17 protein-coding genes are annotated in these 20410 nt (G+C 39.5%); 7 read left to right on the top strand and 10 right to left on the bottom strand.

Annotated features, from left to right (window positions below; all coding sequences use genetic code 11):
• Positions 1-8: 8 nt before the first annotated feature.
• From pgaD to MSG66_RS16375, 5 genes are all read right to left on the bottom strand, one after another.
• Positions 9-428, bottom strand: coding sequence for a poly-beta-1,6-N-acetyl-D-glucosamine biosynthesis protein PgaD (gene pgaD / locus MSG66_RS16355; RefSeq protein ID WP_324654626.1), 420 nt, complete (start codon positions 426-428; stop codon positions 9-11).
• A gap of 88 nt (positions 429-516) precedes the next feature.
• The gene (gene pgaC, locus MSG66_RS16360) at positions 517-1773 is read right to left on the bottom strand and encodes a poly-beta-1,6-N-acetyl-D-glucosamine synthase (RefSeq protein WP_324654627.1); all 1257 of its coding nucleotides are present in this window, start codon (positions 1771-1773) and stop codon (positions 517-519) included.
• A gap of 13 nt (positions 1774-1786) precedes the next feature.
• Positions 1787-3781, bottom strand: coding sequence for a poly-beta-1,6-N-acetyl-D-glucosamine N-deacetylase PgaB (gene pgaB, locus MSG66_RS16365; RefSeq protein ID WP_324654628.1), 1995 nt, complete (start codon positions 3779-3781; stop codon positions 1787-1789).
• A gap of 244 nt (positions 3782-4025) precedes the next feature.
• The gene (locus MSG66_RS16370) at positions 4026-4364 is read right to left on the bottom strand and encodes an FKBP-type peptidyl-prolyl cis-trans isomerase (protein ID WP_004641710.1); all 339 of its coding nucleotides are present in this window, start codon (positions 4362-4364) and stop codon (positions 4026-4028) included.
• A gap of 86 nt (positions 4365-4450) precedes the next feature.
• Positions 4451-4981 (bottom strand): YaeQ family protein, encoded by a 531-nt coding sequence (locus tag MSG66_RS16375; protein ID WP_324654629.1) that lies wholly within the window; start codon positions 4979-4981, stop codon positions 4451-4453.
• A gap of 189 nt (positions 4982-5170) precedes the next feature.
• Between MSG66_RS16375 and dctA the strand changes: the two genes are divergently transcribed.
• The gene (gene dctA / locus MSG66_RS16380; protein WP_324654630.1) at positions 5171-6433 is read left to right on the top strand and encodes a C4-dicarboxylate transporter DctA; all 1263 of its coding nucleotides are present in this window, start codon (positions 5171-5173) and stop codon (positions 6431-6433) included.
• A 46-nt stretch (positions 6434-6479) separates the two neighbouring features.
• On the opposite strand, the gene MSG66_RS16385 is transcribed toward dctA, so the two are convergent.
• Positions 6480-7478, bottom strand: a complete 999-nt coding sequence (locus tag MSG66_RS16385) for a GTP-binding protein (protein WP_324654631.1) — start codon at positions 7476-7478, stop codon at positions 6480-6482.
• 494 nt (positions 7479-7972) lie between these two features.
• Between MSG66_RS16385 and MSG66_RS16390 the strand changes: the two genes are divergently transcribed.
• A complete protein-coding gene (locus MSG66_RS16390; RefSeq protein ID WP_324654632.1) occupies positions 7973-8173 on the top strand; it encodes a hypothetical protein in 201 nt (66 codons plus the stop codon).
• 124 nt (positions 8174-8297) lie between these two features.
• On the opposite strand, the gene MSG66_RS16395 is transcribed toward MSG66_RS16390, so the two are convergent.
• The 4 genes from MSG66_RS16395 to MSG66_RS16410 form a co-directional block, all read right to left on the bottom strand.
• Positions 8298-8813 (bottom strand): acyl-CoA thioesterase, encoded by a 516-nt coding sequence (locus MSG66_RS16395; protein WP_042898165.1) that lies wholly within the window; start codon positions 8811-8813, stop codon positions 8298-8300.
• Positions 8814-9053: 240 nt separating this feature from the next.
• The gene (locus tag MSG66_RS16400; RefSeq protein WP_042898164.1) at positions 9054-9668 is read right to left on the bottom strand and encodes a MarC family protein; all 615 of its coding nucleotides are present in this window, start codon (positions 9666-9668) and stop codon (positions 9054-9056) included.
• Positions 9669-9679: 11 nt separating this feature from the next.
• Complete coding sequence (locus MSG66_RS16405; RefSeq protein ID WP_262472822.1) at positions 9680-11746, bottom strand: choline transporter; 2067 nt, start codon at positions 11744-11746, stop codon at positions 9680-9682.
• 119 nt (positions 11747-11865) lie between these two features.
• On the bottom strand, positions 11866-13488 hold the full coding sequence (locus tag MSG66_RS16410; protein WP_324654633.1) for a BCCT family transporter: 1623 nt from the start codon (positions 13486-13488) through the stop codon (positions 11866-11868).
• 265 nt (positions 13489-13753) lie between these two features.
• Between MSG66_RS16410 and betI the strand changes: the two genes are divergently transcribed.
• The 5 genes from betI to MSG66_RS16435 all read left to right on the top strand — a co-directional run bounded on the left by betI (position 13754) and on the right by MSG66_RS16435 (position 20286).
• Entirely contained in the window at positions 13754-14377 is a 624-nt protein-coding gene (betI, locus tag MSG66_RS16415; RefSeq protein ID WP_075431283.1) for a transcriptional regulator BetI, read from the top strand.
• Positions 14370-15842 carry a betaine-aldehyde dehydrogenase gene (betB, locus tag MSG66_RS16420; protein ID WP_324654634.1) on the top strand — a complete coding sequence of 491 codons (1473 nt, stop codon included), beginning with the start codon at positions 14370-14372 and terminating at the stop codon, positions 15840-15842. Before betI ends, betB begins: the two co-directional genes overlap by 8 nt.
• Positions 15843-15937: 95 nt before the next feature.
• Positions 15938-17596, top strand: coding sequence for a choline dehydrogenase (gene betA / locus MSG66_RS16425; RefSeq protein WP_324654635.1), 1659 nt, complete (start codon positions 15938-15940; stop codon positions 17594-17596).
• Between the two features lie 487 nt (positions 17597-18083).
• Positions 18084-19724 (top strand): malate dehydrogenase (quinone), encoded by a 1641-nt coding sequence (gene mqo / locus MSG66_RS16430; protein ID WP_324654636.1) that lies wholly within the window; start codon positions 18084-18086, stop codon positions 19722-19724.
• Between the two features lie 91 nt (positions 19725-19815).
• Complete coding sequence (locus MSG66_RS16435) at positions 19816-20286, top strand: hypothetical protein (RefSeq protein ID WP_324654637.1); 471 nt, start codon at positions 19816-19818, stop codon at positions 20284-20286.
• Positions 20287-20410: the final 124 nt, after the last annotated feature.

Genomic DNA, 20410 nt, shown 5'->3' on the forward strand with positions numbered 1-20410 from the left:
AATAAGGCTTATTCAACCCGAATAATCTTACCTTCATCATTATGATGAACTACGGTAATTTTTTGGCTACGCCCCTGCTCGATTTCAAGCTCTGGTAAATCGAAGTAGCGAGCATAATCATCAGTCTGTTTTGCTTTAAGCGCACTACCACCGACACGGCGCTCCGGTAGTACATGGCTCCACAACAATAAGCAAATTGCACAAGCAATTAATGCTGTAAGGCCATGTTCAATTCCTAAACCAAAGGCACTAAATAAACGGTGTACCAAATGTGTTTTTTGCAGTTCAACCAATAGCCATACAAACACGAACGGACGCCACAACAACAACCAAACCGCCCACATCATGGCTGTGCTTGTTGTAGAAGCATAGCGTTTATGCCATGGTAATTGACGGCGTAAATCAATAATCAACGAATCTGTCTTCATTTCTCTCTTTACCTAACGAAGTGCTGTGGTTTTTCCCCAGACATCAATACAGCACGATCTTTAAAATCTCATGACTTTTGCATTTCATCTAGCGAATGCCCCGATCCGGGCTCACCCAACGTGCTCGTTTCTCATCCCCACGTCGTAAGACTCTTGGAAATGCCACAATGGTTGCCGAAACCGTAATTAACCAAAAGACCAATGGATACCAGATCATCCAGAAATAGTTTTTTCCTAGGTTTGGTTCATAACGACTATCCATCCATTTGCTTAAAGCAAACTGAATTAGACAGGTTGCCCCCAATAAAATACCGCTACCATACGGTAAAAATGGAGAGCTCACAACGGCTAGTGCTGGTACCGGTAAAATAAAATGTGCCAACCACAATATAGCCATCGCTAGCATTAAATATGACCAGACTAAAGTTAAGCAAAGCTCAAACATTAAAGGCCATAAAAAATTCAATTTTGGTTTGGTGAACACATCAATATTTTTAATTAATACTTGTGCGCCACCCATTGCCCAACGTAAACGTTGTTTCCACAACCCATTTAAGGTTTCAGGCATTAAAATCCAGACCAAGGCATTCGGTTCAAACTCAATATCCCAACCTGCACGCTGTAATTTCCAAGTAATATCGATATCTTCAGTCAACATATTAGGTGACCAATAGTCGACTTGGTGAACGGCGCTTTTACGAAAAGCCGTAATTACACCTGACACGGTAAACAAGCGACCAAAAGTACGTTGTGCACGTTTAATCATACCTACAATCGAAGAAAACTCACCGACCTGAATACGCCCTAATAAAGTTGAGCGAGTGCGGATACGTGGGTTTCCAGTAACCGCAGCAACAGTCGGATTTTTAAGAAAATGACGAATCATCCACTTTGCTGCATGTGGATCAAGTAAAGCATCACCGTCAATACCAATTAAAAATTCGGCATCGGTCATTAAGCTTCCGGCTTGTAACCCCATGGCTTTACCTTGGTTTTGAGCCAAATGAACAACACGTAATTTTTTATGTTGTTCTGCTAAACGGTCAAGTACTTCACCTGTATTATCGGAGCTACCATCATTAATCGCGATGACTTCAAAATGAGGATAGTCTAGTTTTAAAGCATGGCTAATGGTTTCTTCTGCATTATCCCCTTCATTAAAACAAGGAACTAATACAGCGACTTTTGGATAACTTTCTAATGGAGCTGGTTGATCATAAGCTGGAGCCTGACGTTCTTTCCAATAGAAAATGATCGCCCCCATCATCCATAAATACGACATGAATAATGGATAATAAAAAACGAATTTTAAGGCATGCGACCATATCGCAGCAAAGATTGTCATGTTTCAGCCCCGACTACGGCACAAGACGAGATGATTTTTCAGCAAATGCTTTATGCATCACGTCAACATCTGGATGATCTTTAATTGGGTCATCTGGGTAATAACCGACATGCATTACACCTTGCTGATAAAGAGAATGAATTGTTGCTGCCATTTCAGTTGAAGGTACCTTTTCGTTTTTACGCCAGTCGGTTGCCTGTAATTCAAAAACGGTTTTCTTGATGCCATTCGGGTATTGTTTTACCCGATCAATCATATCTTTATAGAATTGATCCGCATTATCTACTTGCTCCATATAAGGCATTGCCATTATGGCTGTAAAATCATAACGCTTTAATGATTCTTCAAGAGATTGAGAATACCAGTTTTCAGCATATGGTTTTAAAGCCACTTGCGCATATAAATTACGTGCAGTCAGCAAGAATGGCTCATATTGTCGAACATCTTCAACCAACTCCATAGCGAAATCATCAAGGTATCTGGTCTTAAACGCTGTCCATTTTTGCAAGTCTTGATCATTTTCACGAATCTTGGCCAAATCTGTTGGCAAACCATGTTTCGCATAGGCTTTTAACGCATCAGGGCTTGCATCTTCATAATCAGATAATGTCACATCATCATGGAACAAGATGCCATTAAACGGCGTTGATTTTGCCAAATCTTGATAAATTTCACGAATTGTTTGGCGGGCTTCTGGCGAGAAAGGACTCAAACGGATATAGCCCATGTTCAGGTGTTCACCTGCTTTCTCCTGCTGAGTCACCACCAAGTCTTTAGAAACAGGATCAGTCTTTGGTAATTCCCATGCCAATAATGGCATCCATGCATAAATACGACTTACAGGTGTGCGTGTCTGGATTTGCCACGCCACACGGTTAAACAAGTCTGCACGCATTGGAATATGGCGGTTTGGGAAATAAACCATATCAGCAGAACCATTGGCATCGGGGTCTGAAAATGCCTGTAAATAAACGGTATTTACACCCATTCCATTAATTCGATCTAACAAGTGTCCTAAATTACGCTCTTGTTGTTTCGGATCTGGATCATAAATATAGTCCAGATCAATATGCATGATTTTTTGAGGACGATTATTATCTGTCAGATTTAATTCACGACTTTTAATTTCCTGAGATAAATCATCAGTTGTCATTCCACCTTCGACCAAAATACGGCTCATATTTTGTAAAGACTGTTTAGCATGATCTGCCCCATCATCAAGTGTGATGGTAATAGGCATTCCAAGGTTTTTCGCAATTTGAATGGTTTGCATATTATAGCGACCATATGGCCATACCATAATACGAGGCGAACGTAAGCCATGGGCTTTAAGTAATTCATTATTCTTTTTCAGGTCATTATAAATACGAGCCTGATATTGTTCGTCGTTTTCGTAGCTTTGAGTTTTAATATCGTAAAAACGTGTGGTTGCCGCAGGTTCTGAATTACCTTGAGGGTTGCCCGTAATACCGCGGTGCAAATGATAGCTATGGCTCGCAATTTCAACCAGACCACTGTCTTGCATCTCTTTTAGCTCATTCCAGCTCAAGATTTTATCACGTGAAATTTCTTCACCAGAAAAATCAACCTTCTGACCGGATTTTGGCTCTAGCCATGAACCGACCACTGCTAAAACAACAGGAATCTTTTTAGCTTTAATTACAGGATATGCATTTTGATAAAAAGATTGATATCCGTCATCTACCGTCAATAATACTGGCTTAGTCGGCAGTCGATATTTACCTTGATGTGCATGGATTAACTGATCAACAGTAATAAAATGGAAGCCATTCTTTTGTAACCATTCAACATGCTGAGTAAATTGTTGAGTCGTGACCGCATACTCAGGAATCATTGCATTTTTTGTATCAGTAATTTCATGATACCCAATGACCGTAAGTGTTGAAGCATCGAGTTTTTGTGGTTTAGCTAATGCCATACCAGACATGCCAGTAAGGGCTAATCCAAGCGTAAGATTCAACAAAGGAGATGCAAAGCGGATAGTCATGAAATAGCGTCTCAATAACAATATAGATTATTTATGTGAAATTTGATGTTAGGACGCAAATTTTCTGAAATTTGGTCTTAATATCACACTGCCCACAAATGAACAGTTTTTCAGTCAGCATTTATAATCAAATAACCTGAAAATAAGCTTAAATATTCAAAAAGCTAAAATATAAATTATGAATGTATTTATATTTAAAGCTCATATAAACAAGAAAGCCCCCTAAAGGGCTTCAAATTTTTCACTAGTCTCGGGTTTTAACATCAAACAATTCAATTTCAAAAATCAAATTAGAATTGGCTGGAATAATCTTACCCATTTTACGCTCACCATATGCTAAATGAGCAGGTACGATTAATTTACGTTTACCGCCAACTTTCATTCCCATGATACCTTGGTCCCAGCCTTTAATGACACGACCTGTACCAATCACACACTCAAAGTAATTACCGCGATCAATTGAAGAGTCGAATTTGGTACCATCTTCTAACCAACCTGTATAGTGAGTGGTAATTAAAGCGCCTTTAACAGCTTCTTTGCCTTCGCCTATCTTTAAGTCGATAATTTCTAATTCATTTGACATGGTTTACCCCTTGAATCGAATTTCTAAATAGCAACTGGTGCCTAGTGTACCAATTGAATCTGTCGAATTTGTTGCGCTTTTCTATTTTACTGTAACTGGGTCCACACCACATTGGCCTGCCCCTTATCACCTAAAAGGGTCCATTCTGTGTCCATAACATTTAACTGTAGCTGCATGGTACGTTCACATAGTTTTTCTAGCTCTACTGTGCTCGCGGGCGCAAGCTGCCAGACTTGAACATTACTTAACGTTTTAATTTTGCTATTTCTCTTCCACCACTCTTCGACTTGTGTGCCATAGACAACAATTACAACTTTTTTACAACGCGCACTGGCTTTTTTGACTTTATCTTCTGAAGGTAAACCCACTTCAATCCATGTTTCTAGCTGACCTGTTAAATCCTTTTGCCATAGCGCGGGTTCATCAGTTTCAAAAAGGTCTTTGGTAAACTCAAGTTCATCACTTGCAAAACGGGCAAAAGCCATTAAACGAACCATTAATCGTTCTATAGTTTCAGAAGGATGCAAAGCCAGTGTGAGTTGATAACCACCGTAAATATGCTCATCCATATTGGCAATATTCAAATCTGCTTTATAAATTGTTGCTTTAAGCGCCATGGTTAAAATGTCCCAAAATTTGGCGCTAAGGATACTCGATTTTAGCTAAAAAATTATAAAAAAACTGAGTAATGCGAAAACATAGCAATATGAAATTTGCATATTCCTCCAAAACGCTCCACTTAATTTTAGAGTTGGCTGGCTTTTTGCTTAAAAGAGATATTCTCCTCTTCCTAAAATTGATGACTTATGTGGCAAAAGCTCAAGCGTAGTTTATTTTTACAGGTTCTTTGTGCTCTCTTTCTTGGAGTTGCAGTTGGAGCTGGTTTTCATGATTTCTCCCTATCTTTAAAGCCATTGGGTGACGGTTTTATCTCTTTAATTAAAATGCTGATTGCACCAATTGTGTTTTGTGTCGTTGTACTTGGTATTTATGGTGCAAATGATATTAAAAAAATGGGCAAAGTCGGTGCAAAAACCATTCTCTATTTTGAAGTGGTCACAAGTTTCGCTTTAGTTTTAGGCATTATTGTGGCCTATGTATTTAAACCTGGCGTCGGCATGAATATCGATATCAGCCATTTAGATGCAAAAGATTTAAGCACCTATACCGAACGTGCCCATGAAATGCACTCCGGTTCTGATTTCATACTGAACATTATTCCAAAAACATTTACTGGTGCTTTTGCTAACGGCGATATTTTACAAGTTTTACTGATTGCCATTTTATTTGGCGTTTCCCTACTCTTAATTCCAAAACATTTAGCAGAGTTAGTACGACAAGCTCTTGAGGCTTTCTCTGAAGTCTTCTTTAAAATTATGGGGCTGATTATTCGTTTAGCCCCTATTGGTGTGTTCGGTTCAGTGGCCTACACCACTGCTAAATTTGGTTTAGATTCACTTCTACAATTGGGCTATTTGGTTTTACTGTTTTATGCGACCTGCATTTTATTTGTTGTGGTTGTTTTAGGTTCAATTTTAAAACTTACCGGTCTCAACATTTTTAAATTCGTGGCTTATTTTAAAGATGAGTTAGCCATTGTTTTGGGTACCGCCTCTTCTGATTCTGTTTTACCCCAAATTATGAAAAAGCTCAGAAATCTGGGAATTAAAGATTCAACCGTAGGGCTGGTCATTCCAACTGGTTATTCTTTTAATCTGGATGGATTTTCAATTTACTTAACTCTAGGTGTTATTTTTATTGCACAGGCCTGCAATATTGATTTATCTATGCATGACTTACTGGCTATTTTACTGGTTTCTCTCATCACGTCTAAAGGCGCTCATGGAATTCCTGGTTCAGCATTAGTTATTCTTGCAGCCACGCTTTCAGTGATTCCAAGCCTTCCTGCGATTGGTTTAGTACTTTTACTTTCAGTAGACTGGTTTATTGGAATTATCCGTGCCTGTACCAACTTAATTGGCAATTGTGTCGCGACCGTAGTGATTGCTCACTGGGAAAAAGATATTGACCATGCTCAAGCAAAGGCTGTGTTAAATACAAAACCTTAAAGCTGCCCCCGTCAGAGAACATTGATTTATTAGTTCTCAATGTTCTCTATTCTTGAATCTGACAAGCCAGTAAAGCCGTTTCAAATGCCAGCCAATCGTGTTCTTGTTGGCTAATCATTTCAATTCGGTTATCAATTCCCTCTTCACCAGACTTATAATTAAACTGATCAGGATTAAAATTAAATATTTTCCATCCTTGATCTGTATTAAAAATTCCCTTAATACGTAGCCAATCTTGCTGTGCACACAATAAATCTAGCAAAGCATAAAATTCAAATTTCCAGCGTTTAGGCAACTTCCAACCCGCCACGATATAACCTTGTGCCGACTCTACATAATGGTAAGGTAACTGCTGAATTTCTTTAGTCACTTCAGCTTCAGTCATTTGCTTTTGAAGTTTAAGTAAAGGTTGTATGGATCTCTCGGTTAAACGGGCGGCTACATCAATTTCATTTAATGCTAACTGACCATATTGCGTCTTAATCCATTCTTGTTGATAGGGTTGATACTCTTCTTTTAGTGACGCAAGTGTCTGCTCATCTTCAAAAGTCATGATATCGGTATGTGACACCACTACTATCTGGGCCGCTTTTAACTGGTCTTCATAAAGGTTTAGTTTGACCCAGTTCGTATCATGCAAACGGCTACCATCGACTACAGTCACCAAAGCACGCATTGCCAAACTACTTTGCCAATGAGGCTCAGTCAGTTGGTCAAATAATTGAGAAGGATGCCCAAGACCAGTCGGCTCAATAAAAAGACGGTCTGGCTTTTGCTCACTCAACAGGCGAGCTAAAGCAATGTGCATAGGCAATTGACTGCTACAACATAAACAACCGCCTAATAACTCTTTTACCGCGTAACCTTGTTCTTGAGGTAATAGTTGTTGATCTACTCCAATTTGCCCAAACTCGTTCATTAAGACAGCCCATACCTCATCTTTAGGTTTCTGGCTTAATAAATGCTGTAATAATGTGGTCTTTCCTGCCCCCAAAAAACCAGAAATAATATGGGTAGGAACAGTTTTCTGGGCAATAAATTTCACAAGGCACTCAAATTAAAACGGTCTCAGACATTTTAGGTATATCACTATTTTTTGTCATGTAAATGATTTTTAAATTTGGTCTATACTTTTTTAATTTCTACTTAACAACTAAAAAGTGAGACTTAAGTCCCACTTTCAATCTAAAATAACTCTAAGCTTGTCCCCACCCAACGGAATATTCTATTTAAGCGTATTCACAATTCATGCCAGAGTGTTTCGTTTACGTAACAAACCTGATTCTTTTTCAATCAAGAAGAAATATTTTTTCACATTTTAAGGGGTATTTAAGGGCCTTAGGGTTACAGATTCCGCACATAAATGGCCCATATATTTTTTATTGTTAAGATAGGCGTAATAGATTGTTAAGTTAATTGATGTAATCCTAAGCTCGGCTTAGCATGTGTCCTAGCTTAGTCATTCAGCCATACACGTTTCATGTATGTATGAACGATTAGGTTTGATTGATTTTTTAATGAATTTAAGGATGCCATAAAATGAAATTAGCTAAAACTCTACTTGCAACTACTTTAGCTTTAACTGCTGCTTCAACTTTTGCTGCTTCTAAACATGAACAAGCGCATAGCACTGCTGGTGAAGAGAAAGTTGTTGTTTCAACTCAAGAACAAGCGAACACAGCAAATGCTGCTTCTGAAGCTGTAGGTTCTGCTTCTGAAGCTGCTCCTGCTACTCGTTAATTATCTCTGCACTCTCCTCCAAGCTCAGAGATAATTTTACTGGAAAGAAAAAAGGAATTTGAATTTCAGTAAAGAAAAAGGATCGAACCATGCTGCGGTTCGATCCTTTTTTAATTCAATTTTTTTAAGAAGATTTTTTATACATACTACAAGATGGGTTGTGATTTTCTTGTAGACGTAAAACCTTGCGGTGTTCTGCTGCTTCAAAACGACAGCGTTTCCACTCAGTCTCAAGTTTTAAAGTAGGCACTTCACAAGGCTTACCCTGTTCATCAACAGCCACCATGGTGAAATAACAGCTATTGGTATGGCGCACTGTACGCTTCTGGATATTTTGGGCTTCAACACGTATACCCACTTCCATTGAAGTACGGCCCACATGATTCACACTTGCCAAAAAAGTTACCAGTTCACCCACATAAATCGGTTCTTTAAAATTCACCTTATCTACAGACAATGTTACGACGTAGCTACCTGAATAACGGCTAGCGCATGCGTAAGCGACTTGGTCTAGTAGTTTTAGAATCGTACCACCATGAACATTACCTGAAAAATTTGCCATATCAGGCGTCATTAAAACTGACATCGTCAATTCTGACTGATCATCAGTCACTGTGGTCATTTCATCTAATGTAGGCATAGCTCAACTCTGGTCTCAAACAAGCTCAGTAAATATTATGGTTGATAATTCACAAAAAAAACATGATTAAATCCAGAACATGGCATTGTATTTTCTAATATCTGTCATTGTTTTTTGAAATTAGGTTTTTTAAAAATATTATTTTTAGAAATTTTATAATAAATATGAAAGTATTATAGAAAAATGCTATGCCATTTTATTCGACTCTCAATGGCATAGCAGGCTTTTGCAATTAAGTTGTTATACCTTATTAATTACGCCGGTCACGCCATTAATAATCATATCAATAGCGATCGTACCAATTAATAAAGCAGATAAACGTCCCACAATATCAAAATAACGGTCAATATGTTTGGCATGTCTATAACGTAAATGATCATGTGAAAATTTCATCAAAATCAAAATACTGCATGTTAAAAACATGGTAAAAGCAATGACCAGTGCCGCAGCACCAATTGACATTTCCATTCCCGTGACTACAGCAGCACTAATGGTTCCAGGGCCAACCATGAAAGGCATGGCAATGGTGCCTGCCAGATGTTCTGGCGCACCCCGCATTTCACCGATGGTATCGGCACCCTGAAACACATAGCGATAGCCAATCACTAGAAAAATCAACCCACCAAAAATCTGGAAGGCTTCAAAACGTACATTCAGATATTTACTAAAAATTGCTTCACCGCCCCATGCAAATAGCATAAATACAATGTAAGCAATTACACTTCCCTGAATCAGTGCTTTATTAAACACCCTTGTTTCTGAATGGCGGATCAGACCAATCATATAAATGCTCATCAAAAATGGATTGAGCAAAGAGAAAAATAAAACAAAAGAATGCAGATATGGAGACGCCATGCATATTCCCCTTAAGCTTGTGGATCTGGGAACAACGGTCGGTTCCCCGGGCTAATACGATTAATATGTAGAAACGTCATATGTCTTTCATATTTATCTAAAATATCATTAATGACTTGCTCTTTACCGTAACCCACTAGATCGTTATCTTGAGAACCATCATAAAGATAGGTTTCTAATCGATAATAGAATTGTTTACCTCGTTTCACACGTTGACTGAAAATCGGTGCGCTATAACGCACAGGCCAGATCTGGTAAACGAAGTTTTGCTCTTCTTCTAAATGAATAGTGAAGTCTAGATGATAAAGCGTGTCTTCATCTTCGAGTAGCGTTTGCTGCACATCTACGTTCATTCCTTGCTTGATGAGCTCATCAGCAACGGCCTGAACTGCTGGTCGGCAGACAGTGTCTAACATGCGCAGAGTTTCAGTGGTTCCCGGATGATGCATCACACGGGTTAAACGCTGTTTCCAATTCAAAATATCAACGTTACCGACCACAGGAGCTGCATTCATACTTCGGCTAGCCTGTCTGTAATCTTCAAGTCTTAAGGACTTATAAAGCCCTGCCATGACAAGGAACATCACGAAACTAAACGGCAATCCCATAATAATGGTCGCATTTTGTAAAGCCGTAATTCCGTTGGTCATCAGCATCGCTAGCGTGAGTAAACCAATGGCAATTGCCCAGAACACACTCAGCCAACGCGGAGCATCATTATCAATATGCGTTAACTTAGTGGTGAAATTACCTAAAACCAGCGCGCCCGAATCGGCAGAAGTCACATAGAACAAAAGCCCTGTTACGGTGGCAATTGAAGCAATGAAAGTAAAGCCCGGATATTGTGCTAACAAATCATAAAAACCATGAGCCGGATTCGCCAACACAGTAGCAGCTAAGGTTTGGTTCCCTTCAAAAATAACGCTGTGCAATGCACTATTACCAAAAATAGATAACCACGTTATTGTAAATAGAAGCGGAATAATTAAAGTACCGGATACAAACTCACGAATGGTACGCCCTCTTGAGATACGAGCTAGAAAAAGCCCTACGAACGGCGACCATGCAATCCACCACGCCCAGAAGAACAAGGTCCAGCTACTCATCCACTCTTTAGGCTGTTCAAACGCAAAACTTTGTAAGGCCAAAGATGGGAATCGACTTAAGTAATCACCAACATTTTGAACAAGGGCATTGAGTAAAAACTCAGTATTTCCCAAGAACAAAATAAACAGCAATAGCCCGATCGAAACATAAATATTAATTTCAGATAAAATCCGCAGGCCTTTATTAACGCCTGATGTCACCGAAATAATACTGATTCCAACTGCAATGGCAATCAGGGCAAACTGCATCCAGATGTTCTCTGGTAGCCCTAATAATACATGTAGCCCATAATTCAGCTGTACCACCCCAATCCCACAGGTTGTTGCAATACCAAAAATTGTCCCGATAACGGCAGCCGTATCAACACTATGTCCGATCACACCATTAATTCTTTTACCAAAAATTGGGTAGAGTGCAGAACGAATAGTAAGCGGCAAATTATAACGATAGCTAAAATATCCCAATGACATGCCAATCAAGGCATACATACACCAACCCGTTAAACCATAGTGGAACAATGTCCAGACCATACTTTGGCGTGCGGCTTCGTAAGTCTGAGCTGCACCTACTGGCGGTTGCATATAATGAGATAAAGGTTCGGCGACCGAGAAGAACATTAAATCGATACCAATACCAGCCGAAAACAGCATGGCAGACCAACTCAGTAAACTAAACTCAGGCTTTGAATGCTTAGGTCCTAGCTTAATATTGCCATATCTTGAACAGGCAATAAAAATCACAAACGCCATGTAAAGTGTTGCGGCAAGCAGGTAATACCAACCAAAGGTCGAAGTTACCCACTGAAGTACTGTATTCATTACCCGATTTGAAAAATCATTGAACAAAAACGTGACGAGAGAAAAAATTAAAATAAGTACAGCTGAAAAATAAAAAACCACACGGTTGAGCGGGTCTTTTTTAGATTTAGATAATGTTAAATCATCAACTGCTCTTGGATTATCTGTTGCCATACAATCCTCAAGGAATAAAAAATAAAAACAAAATGTTTAACTTCGTCTTTTCACTATTCAAAATAATGAAAAGACGATATTTAAACGCAAAAATAATATATAGATGTGATCGATGGAGGTTATAAAACCTCGGTCACTTTATTCTGGTCACAATTTGATGGGACAGAAATGTCTTTTGAAACAGCCAACTGCTTTTTCACTAATTGAGGGTCAAAATCATCTTGCTTTAACGCTTTGGCTAAACCGAACATGTAAAGCAAAATAATGACTGAAAATGGTAAACCACATAACACCACTGCACTTTGCATGGAGTTAAAACTACCAGCTAATAATAAGCCAATACTTACAATGGTAATTACCACAGACCAAAAGACGCGTAACCAAATTGGCGAATCACTATCATTTGTGCCCCCTTTTGAGGACAAGTTAGCGATCATAAGTGTACCAGACCCAACTGGTGTCAAAAATAAAACGAAACAAATTACAACAACAATGCCAGCAACATAAGGATTAAATGGCAGATATTCGAGTAATTTAAATAATGATAATGCTGGGTCACTTAAAACCATATCACCCAAAACTTTCTGTTTTTGATTCAAGATTAAGTAAATTGCAGTATTGCCAAAAACTGAAATCCAAGCCAGTGTAAAACCTAATGGAATCAGGCAGACACCCAAAACAACTTCACGAATTGTGCGTCCTTTTGAAATACGGGCAATAAACATACCCACAAAAGGTGCCCAAGCAATCCACCATGCCCAATAAAATACGGTCCACGAACCTAACCAACCACTTGCCTTCTGATTGTATAAATACATATCAAAGCTTTTACCAATAAAATTGTTTAGATAATCACCGACATTTTGCACAAGACCATTTAATAAATGATTTGTAGGGCCCGTTAAAAATACAAATAAAAGTAAGGCATAGAGCAGACGTAAATTAATACGAGATAACCATGCCAGACCTTTTTCAATACCAACAACTGTCGTTATTGTGGCAACAAACATCATGACCAGAACAACGGTAATTAAGGTCGCAGAGTTATCAGGAATTTGAGGAAGTAAATAGCAAATACCAGATACGAGTACCAAAGCCCCAATGCCTAAATTGGTCACCAATGAAATAACTGTTGCTAAAATTCCAAAGCCATCAACGAAATCCCCCACCAAGCCATGAATACGTTCTCCAAAAATTGGGTAAAGTGCCGAACGTAATGCCAGTGGCAAATTTTTTCTAAAAGCGAAGTAACCTAAAGTGACTCCAAGCAACGCATAGAGCACCCAACCATGAATTCCCCAGTGTAAAAAGCTATAGGTCATGGCATTTCGGGCAGCTTGAATGGTTCCAGCTTCGCCTTCTGGTGGGCGTAAGAAATGATCAACAGGTTCGGCAACACCATAATAAAGTAGCGCAATACCAATCCCTGCCGAAAACAGCATTGAAGTCCATGCCAGATAACCAAACTCAGGTTTGTCGTCGTCTTTTCCTAACGGAATCTGGCCAACTTTTGAAAAAGCGAGCCAAGCCACAAAACCGAGGCACAGCACAATCACCAGCATGTAATACCACCCAAAAAAGTGATTTACCTGCTCTTGTATATAGGTTAACCAGAACTGGCTCTTTTCAGGAAACAGCACAAAAAGTAGACCAAAAATGCCAATACTGATGGCCGAACTCCAAAATACAAAACGATTTAACCGAATATGGTCTGAAGAATATCTATCACTTTTCAACACCATCTTATTGCTCCTTGCAATCGGTGTATTTTCTCAAAATAACGTGATAAGTACTGTACTTATGCGCATCATCCTATCCTTAAGAATCTTTGATTTTACCTCTTTATTTTCAGAGCTAATCTTCAAAAATTCATTGATTTTTACATATCATACTTGTTATTGATTGAACGTTCAATCAATAACAAGTATGATAAAAAAAGTGCTATGATGCTCTGCAAGTTAACATGCTGAATTTAAAGCACCGCTAAAAGTGCTGATGTGGAAAATCATGACAAAACGCAGAGTAAAACCAGAGCACGTGCGACGTGAAGAAATCATGAACGCTGCACTCGACGTAATTTATGAAGTGGGGTTATCCAATACCACCATTGCACAAATTGCAAAAAAAGCCGAGTTGTCGACTGGCATTGTCAGCCATTATTTTGGTGACAAACAAGGGTTGATCAATACCTGTATGCAAGAAATGCTGAATGTTCTGCGTCATAAAACTGAACAGTACAGAGCAGAAGCAGATACGCATCCAGAGAGCCAGATTAAGGCCATTATCGACTCTAACTTTGACATTAGTCAGGTCAATGAAAAAGCAATGCGGGTCTGGTTAGATTTTTGGTCAGCAAGTTTGCATGTACCAGACTTGAGCCGTTTGCAAAAGATTAATGATCAACGCCTATATTCCAACTTGAAGTTTTATTTTCTCAAGTTAATGGATGAAAAACAGGCCGGTGTTGCCGCCCGAGGTTTGGCAGCATTGATTGATGGATTATGGCTACGCGGCAGTTTAAGCCGTCATAACGAATTTGACAGCGAACTTGCCCGTTCCATTGCTTACGATTATGTACAAACGCAATTGCAATTTGCGAACAAGCCTTTGCAGGAGAGACAAAATGAGTGATGTACAAGTTCATCAACTGTATATCCATGGACGCTACGTTAAAGCAACCAGTGGTAAAACATTTAATAGTATTAACCCTGCCAACGGCGAAGTTATCGCGACTCTTCAACAAGCTTCTGAGCAAGATATAGAAGCTGCTGTGCAAAGTGCACAACAAGGTCAAAAAATCTGGGCAGCCATGACCGCCATGGAACGCTCACGTATTTTACGCCGTGCAGTCGACATTTTACGTGAACGTAATGATGAGCTTGCCCGTCTTGAGACACTAGACACAGGTAAAGCTTTTAGCGAAACATCTACCGTCGACATTGTGACTGGTGCAGATGTATTAGAATATTACGCAGGGCTTGCAACAGCCATTCAAGGTGAACAAGTTCCGCTTCGCGAATCAAGTTTCTTTTATACACGCCGTGAACCTTTAGGCGTGGTTGCAGGTATTGGTGCCTGGAATTATCCAATTCAAATCGCTTTATGGAAATCTGCTCCTGCCCTTGCTGCCGGCAATGCCATGATTTTCAAACCAAGTGAAACGACCCCTCTTACTGCATTTAAACTTGCAGAAATCTATACAGAAGCTGGCTTACCAGACGGTGTATTTAACGTCGTTCAAGGGCCAGGCCGTGAAATTGGTCAATGGTTAACTGAACATCCAGTGATTGAGAAAATCTCATTTACAGGTGGTGTTGAAACTGGCAAAAAAGTCATGGCAAGTGCTGCTGGCTCTACACTTAAAGAAGTGACCATGGAACTTGGCGGTAAATCTCCACTGATTATTTGTGAAGATGCCGACCTTAATCGCGCAGCAGATATTGCTGTCATGGCGAACTTCTTTAGTTCAGGCCAAGTTTGTACCAACGGTACACGTGTTTTTGTTCCAAAATCACTTTTAGCCGATTTTGAAAAAGCTATTGTAGAGCGTGTAAAACGTATTCGCATTGGTGACCCAATGGCTGAAGAAACCAACTTCGGTCCGCTCACCAGCTTCCCTCACATGGAAAAAGTGCTGTCTTTCATTGAGTCAGGCAAACAACAAGGCGCTAAAGTTTTAATTGGTGGTGACCGCGCAACAGAGGGTGACCTTGCTAAAGGCGCTTACGTGCTACCAACGGTATTTAGCGACTGCAACGACCAAATGGCCATTGTTCAAGAAGAAATTTTTGGACCTGTCATGAGCATTTTAAGCTACGAGACTGAAGAAGAAGTGATTCGTCGTGCTAACGACACCACTTTTGGTTTAGCTGCTGGCGTTGTCACTCAAGACATTAGCCGCGCTCATCGCATTATTCACCAAATTGAAGCTGGTATTTGCTGGATTAACACTTGGGGCGAATCGCCTGCAGAGATGCCAGTGGGTGGCTACAAGCAATCTGGCGTGGGCCGTGAAAATGGTCTAACCACGCTTGGGCACTATACCCGTATCAAATCTATTCAAGTTGAACTCGGCGACTATCAAAGCATTTTTTAATGCATCAATTGCCTTAAACACTTCAACCTAAATCACATATGCAGAGCAATCTTTATAGATTGCTCAGGCAAACTGTTAGTAAAAAAAGGATAGTTATGAATATTAAAGAATATGATTACATTATCATTGGCGCAGGATCTGCCGGAAATGTACTTGCTGCACGTCTTACTGAAGACAAAGATACCACCGTTTTATTATTAGAAGCTGGCGGTCCAGATTATCGTTTGGATTTTCGTACCCAAATGCCCGCAGCTTTGGCCTTCCCTCTGCAAGGTCGCCGTTATAACTGGGCTTATTTAACTGACCCTGAACCACACATGAATAACCGCCGTATGGAATGTGGCCGCGGTAAAGGTTTAGGTGGCTCATCTTTAATTAATGGTATGTGCTATATCCGCGGTAACGCGATGGATCTAGAACAATGGGCAACCCATAAAGGCCTAGAAAACTGGTCTTATGCCGATTGTTTGCCATACTACAAAAAAGCAGAAACCCGTGACATTGGTGAAAATGACTACCATGGCGGCAATGGCCCTGTGTCAGTTGCAACACCAAAAAATGGCAATAATGTCTTGTTTCATGCCATGGTTGAAGCTGGTGTACAAGCCGGTTATCCACGTACCGATGACTTAAACGGTTACCAACAAGAAGGCTTTGGTCCAATGGACCGTACAGTTACGCCTAAAGGTCGCCGCTCAAGTACCGCACGTGGTTATCTGGATATGGCAAAAGGTCGTCCTAACCTCACCATTTTGACTCATGCAACCACCAATAAAATCTTGTTTAACCAAAAACAAGCCGTGGGTGTTGAGTACATTATCGGGGCTGATCAAAACAACTTGCAACGCGCCTTGGTTAAACGCGAAGTCTTACTGTGCGCGGGTGCAATTGCTTCTCCACAAATTTTACAGCGCTCAGGTGTAGGTCAAAGTACCTTCTTAAAATCAATGGACATTGATGTTGTTCATGATTTACCGGGTGTAGGTGAAAACCTGCAAGACCACTTGGAAATGTACTTGCAATATAAATGTAAGCAACCTGTTTCTTTATACCCTGCCTTGAAATGGTATAACCAACCTGCCATCGGTGCCGAGTGGTTATTTAACGGTACAGGTGTTGGTGCAAGTAACCAATTTGAAGCAGGCGGATTTATTCGTAGTTCAGATGAGTTCAAATGGCCAAACATTCAGTACCACTTCTTGCCAGTTGCTATTAACTACAATGGTAGTAATGCAGTGAAAGAACATGGTTTTCAGGCACACGTTGGTTCAATGCGTTCGCCTTCACGTGGCCGTATTAGACTTAAATCAAAAGATCCGTTTGAGCATCCAAGCATCTTGTTTAACTATATGTCGAGTGAACAAGACTGGCGTGAGTTCCGTGACGCGATTCGTATCACCCGAGAAATTATGCAGCAACCTGCTCTTGACCCATATCGCGGTGAAGAAATTAGTCCGGGCAAACATTTACAAACAGATGCAGAGCTTGACGACTTTGTTCGTAACCATGCCGAAACAGCTTACCACCCTTCTTGTAGCTGTAAGATGGGTGAAGATGAAATGGCTGTCGTGGATGGTCAAGGCCGAGTCCATGGTATGCAAAGCTTACGTGTGGTTGATGCCTCAATCATGCCGCTGATTATTACCGGTAACTTAAATGCAACCACCATTATGATTGCCGAGAAAATTGCAGACCAAATTCGTGGGCGTGAAGCGTTACCACGTTCAACTGCACCGTTCTATGTAGCGTCATAAAACATCAAAGGGTATATTTCTTATGCAGAGATATACCCTTATTTTATTATCACCAGATGGTCATTAATAAGAACTTTGTATTAGTCCAATCTAGAAAACTAACGACAAATAATAACTTTACTCACTTTTTCTTATTATGTATTTCTTCAACTGGTTCACCTTTAATCAATTTATAATTATATTTTTAAATTCAATAGCATAATCATAAAAATCAACTTAAAACCGTATATTAAAAGCTTAAAATGATTAAATATAAATCACATTTATGAGTTTGATGGGTCCCATTTATTATAAAAATTGTCTTGTCAATGCAAAATTAGTCTAAAATATAGAGTGTTTGCGATAATCCCAAGTAATTTTATTTTTTTATAAGTTCTCAAATTTTGAGAATTTACTTTCGCATTTATATCCATTTTGTCTGGATACGCTGTCTAGGTTTCCTCACACCTTAAGTGACTCAAATAACTTATTTTAAGGTCCCCCTTACATGAAAAAGTTTTTGAAATACCTTCTGGTATTAATCATTCTTATTTTAATTGCAGGAATTGTTTTCTTGTTTAGACCGACTGCGTCAAAACAAGTAGAAACTGCAAAAGATGACCCAGTTGTTGATGCTGTTCTTGTTGGCGGCGGCATCATGAGTGCCACTCTTGGTACTTATCTCACCGAGCTTGAACCGAACTGGCAAATTCGTATGTATGAACGTCTTGACCAAGTTGCTCAAGAAAGTTCAAACGGCTTTAACAATGCCGGAACAGGCCATTCTGGCTTTATGGAAATGAACTATACCGAAGAAAAAAACGGTAAGATGGAAATTGTCAAAGCTGAAAAAGTTGCTTCTCAATTTGAAGTCGCTAAACAGTTTTGGTCATATCAGGTAAAACAAGGCGTTTTAGCTGAACCAAAATCATTCATTAACCCAGTTCCGCACATTGCTTTCGTTTGGGGCGATAACGTTCAATTCTTAGAAAAACGTTATGCTGCCATGATTCAAAGCCCGTTGTTCAAAGGTATGAAATTTACTGAAGACCCAGCTGTAATTAAACAATGGGCACCTTTAGTAATGAACGATCGTGATCCTAGCCAAAAAGTTGCAGCGACCCGTATGGATGTTGGCTCTGACGTAAACTATGGTTCTATCACTAAGCAATTGGTGAATCGTTTAGATCAAAACCCGAATTTCAAATTACAGACTTCAACCGAAGTGTCTGGTATCAGCCAAAATGATGACAAAACTTGGACTGTGTCTTTCAAAAATTTGAAAACTGGTAAAGTAGATCACGTTAAAACACGTTTTGTATTTATTGGTGCAGGTGGTGCAGCAGTTAAATTATTACAACTCACTGGCTTACCAGAAGCGAAACAATATGCAGGCTTCCCTGTCGGTGGTGAGTTCTTAATTACTGACAATCCAAAAATTACTGCAGAACACACAGCAAAAGTTTATGGCCGTGCTGAATTAGGTGCGCCTCCAATGTCTGTGCCGCATATTGATACACGTTATATCGACGGTAAAAAATATGTATTGTTTGGACCATTTGCAACGTATTCAAACAAGTTCCTGAAAAATGGTTCTCAGATGGACTTGCTTGCCTCAACGAACAAAAACAACGTTTTACCAATGACCACTGTTGGTTTGGAAAACCTTGATCTTGTTAAATACTTGGTGAGCCAAGTCATGATGTCAGACAAAGACCGTCTTAATGAACTTCGTAAATACTACCCAGATGCGAAAGCTGAAGACTGGCGTTTAAGCCAAGGTGGTCAACGTGTTCAGATCATCAAAAAAGAACCGGGTAAACCAGCTACACTTCAATTCGGTACAGAAATCTTTGCATCTAAAGATGGTGCTGTAACTGCGTTGTTAGGTGCGTCTCCGGGTGCTTCGACTTCTCCATACATCATGCTCAACTTGCTTGAAAAAGCTTTCCCTGAGCAAACTGAAGGTAAATGGAATCAGAAGCTTCATGAAATTGTTGTTTCGTATAAACAAGACCTAAGCAAAGACCCTGTATTACTCGACAAAGTTCGTCAGTACACAAGTTCTACACTTGGCTTGAACTATACATCTCCGTTTAAAGCTGCAAACGATGAAACTGCTGCTGCGCCAGTTGCAAAAGCAAACTAAGTTTGATGATGTATAAGTAAAATTCCAAAAGGATGAATTTCGATTCGTCCTTTTGTTTTTTAAGACCTCAGTTGAGATATTTAGATTAGCTATGACGCCTTTAAACTCATCATCCCGCCTCTTTACATTTTGTTTTAAGCTCGCGCTTGTTTTGCTACTGGCTTATCTTTTGTTAAGCGGTTTTTATATGTGGATGATTGGCGGTACAGCGATTTATGTAAGTTCAGCCGTGTTACTCGCAATGACCGCTTATGCATTTAAGCTCGGTAAATATCGGAAATTATTTTCAATTTTAAATCTACTGTTAAGTGCTGCTGCATTATATTTTAGTACTGCTCATTTATTTTTCTCTTCTGTTCAATTCTTTATATTTTTACCTGCCCTATTTTTTGTACTGTTAGCTTTTGCTCGCCTAGAAAAAGTTCGTGACTTATCTAAAGTTTTAATATTCATGAGCTTATTGATTTGGTCAGGCATACATTTCAGTCAACTTGAGCAACTTAAAGCCTATTATAAAACTCAGCACACTGGGGAGAGTTGGCAACAATATGGCGCACTTTAAGCTTATTTTTTAGGCTATAGCCCTATATAAATAAGTTTTCTTTTTCACATAAAGTTCATCAGTAAAACTGAACATCATCTACAGAATTTCTTTTAAGAAAAAATATTCATAACAATCTAATTTA

Source organism: Acinetobacter sp. IK31 (assembly GCF_035615195.1).
Classification (GTDB): domain Bacteria; phylum Pseudomonadota; class Gammaproteobacteria; order Pseudomonadales; family Moraxellaceae; genus Acinetobacter; species Acinetobacter calcoaceticus_C.